A 2,164-nucleotide genomic window follows, 5' to 3' on the forward strand; every position below is an offset into this window, starting at 1 on the left:
CGGCGCCGTAGTTCCCGGGCGGGATGGTCCCCTCGAAGGCGCCATAGGACAGCGGGTGGTCCTCGGTGCGCACGGCCATGCGCTTGTCAGTGGGATCGAAGCTCGGGCCCTTGGGCACCGCCCATGAAAGCAGCACGCCGCCCAACTCCAGCCGGAAGTCGTAGTGCAGCCGCGTCGCCGCGTGCTTCTGGATCACGAACGAGAGCTCCTCGCCGTGTTTGGCGGGCGCATCCTGCGGCTCGGGCGTCTTGCCGAAATCCCGCTTCGTCCGGTAGCGGTGAAGCGGATCGGGCACCGCTGCCTTGCCTTGCTCCGGGCGCACAGGGCTTGCTCTGGCTGACGCGCTGCGAGCCATCGCTACGCGCGTTTGGGCGGGCCGCCGTCTTCCTGGGCGCCTTGCGGTCAGCCGCGGCATCTGCCTTCTTCGCAGGCGCCGAGCCGGAGCCTGACTTGCGGTTGCCGAGGCTCTTCGCCAACAGCTCGGTGAGGTCGACCACATTGCTCGGTGCCGGCGCAGCGCCCTCTTCCAGCGGCTGCACTTTCTCGGTCTTGCCGGCTTCGACGCGTTGCTCGAGCAGGGCATGCACGGCCTCGGTGAACCTGTCCGCGTAGCGCTCCGGTTGCCACGCCTCAGTCATGTCCTTGATGAGCTGGCCGGCCATCTTCAGCTCGTTGTCCTTGAGCTGGACCGCCTTCTTGCCTTCGGCCGGAAGATTGAGTTCGCTCCACGGCCGGATCTCCTTCGCCCAGCGCAGCGTGTTGAGCATCAGCGCCGGTCCGGCCGGCACGACGGCCGCGAGGTGCTCCTTGGTGTGCATGACGACGCGCGCAATGCCGATGACACCCGCCGCGAGCATCGCCTCGCGCAGCAACACGTAGACCTTCTCGCCCTTGCCGATGGGCTCGAGGTAGTACGGCTTCTCCAGGTGCGTGAACGCGATCTCGGCGGCCTGCACGAAGGCTTCGATCTCGATCGTCTGGGTGGTCTTCGGGTACGCCGTTTTGATCTCGTCGTCGCCCAGCACCACATAGTCGCCGCCGTCGACCTTGACGCCCTTGACGATGTTGGCGCGGTCGATCTCCTTGCCGGTGCGCTTGTTGATTCGCTTGTAGCCCACCGGATCCATCGACCGCTTGTCCAGCCAATCGAAATCGATGCCGCTTTCCGACGAGGCCGGATACAGCGCCACCGGCACGTGCACGAGCCCGAAGCTGATGGCGCCTTTCCAGATGACGCGCGGCATGGCGGCTCCAATCGTGCAGGAAGAGACTCAGAGCAAGCAGCTCAGCAACCAGCGTTCCTGACACGCAGCGGCTGGATGCAACCCCGGGTCAAGGGCTGTTGCTCGAGCGCGAAAGTGGGCATCCTGCAGTTTCCGAGAGCCGGGGACGAGATCGCATGCAGTCCGTGCATGCGGCTCGTCCCGGCAACGAACAACACGGCAGTTTCTCATGTGGATCCCCGACTGGTTGTACGAGCGCCTCCCGCTGATCTATCTGGCTGCGGGCGCGGCGTGCCTATGGGTTTTCGGCCTGACGCTCAACGGCTTGCCGAGCGCCCTTCTCTTCTTCGCTGCAGCGCTGCGGACATTCACGCTGCGTCGCGTCGAGCGAAGAGCGGGGCCGCTTCAATCAAAGCAGCGCCTGCCGTACGTGCGCGACGGCAAGCGCCGAGCGCCTCGTTACGCCCGCAACTGAAGGACCGCCCGGGTCCTGCATGACGAAACCCACGTTCGAGCTGACAGAGCAACGGCGTTCCTGCGGCCGCAACATGGTCTTCGCTGCCGCGCCGTGACCGCCAGCCAGATCGACGAAGGTCTGCGGCTCCAGCCGCCGCTCTTCCTCGCCATGCGCCCGATCTCGCGGCGTAAATAGATCGGTACCGCCAGCTCGGTGTCGATCTGCGTGATCGCCGTGAACGCCGCGCCGGGTCGCCGCCGGGGGGCAGCAGCGGGCCGATGATGCGCAGGTGGGCGCTCGAGGAGATGGGCAGGAACTCGGTCAGCCCCTGCACCGGACCGAGGAATGCGCCTCGAACCCCCGAGTTCGACACCAAACGTTGTAAGTTGTTGATTCATATAGGGGCGAGCCTCTCGGCTGCCACTACAGCAACGACATCTGAGCGTTTTCGGCGGGTTTCTTCAGCTTCAGTGCTGCCAGCACG

2 protein-coding genes and 2 pseudogenes are annotated in these 2,164 nt (G+C 65.6%); 1 reads left to right on the plus strand and 3 read right to left on the minus strand.

The window, feature by feature from the left end:
* Both H0W38_RS21420 and H0W38_RS21425 read right to left on the minus strand, forming a co-directional pair.
* Positions 1 to 355: DNA polymerase ligase N-terminal domain-containing protein (locus H0W38_RS21420; protein WP_292458009.1), on the minus strand; the 355-nt coding region annotated here is incomplete at its 3' end.
* Positions 356 to 464: 109 nt separating this feature from the next.
* Positions 465 to 1,244 (minus strand): annotated as a pseudogene (locus H0W38_RS21425) (Ku protein); the annotation flags it as partial.
* A gap of 208 nt (positions 1,245 to 1,452) precedes the next feature.
* Here H0W38_RS21425 and H0W38_RS21430 point away from each other — a divergent pair.
* Positions 1,453 to 1,698: a hypothetical protein gene (locus H0W38_RS21430; protein WP_292458012.1), complete on the plus strand. Its 246-nt coding sequence runs from the start codon at positions 1,453 to 1,455 to the stop codon at positions 1,696 to 1,698.
* 247 nt (positions 1,699 to 1,945) lie between these two features.
* On the opposite strand, the pseudogene H0W38_RS21435 reads toward H0W38_RS21430, so the two are convergent.
* Positions 1,946 to 2,056 (minus strand): annotated as a pseudogene (locus tag H0W38_RS21435) (undecaprenyl-diphosphate phosphatase); the annotation flags it as partial.
* Positions 2,057 to 2,164 lie beyond the last annotated feature (108 nt).

Origin of the sequence: Methylibium sp., from assembly GCF_013817365.1 — a bacterium.
Taxonomy (GTDB): Bacteria; Pseudomonadota; Gammaproteobacteria; order Burkholderiales; family Burkholderiaceae_C; genus Methylibium.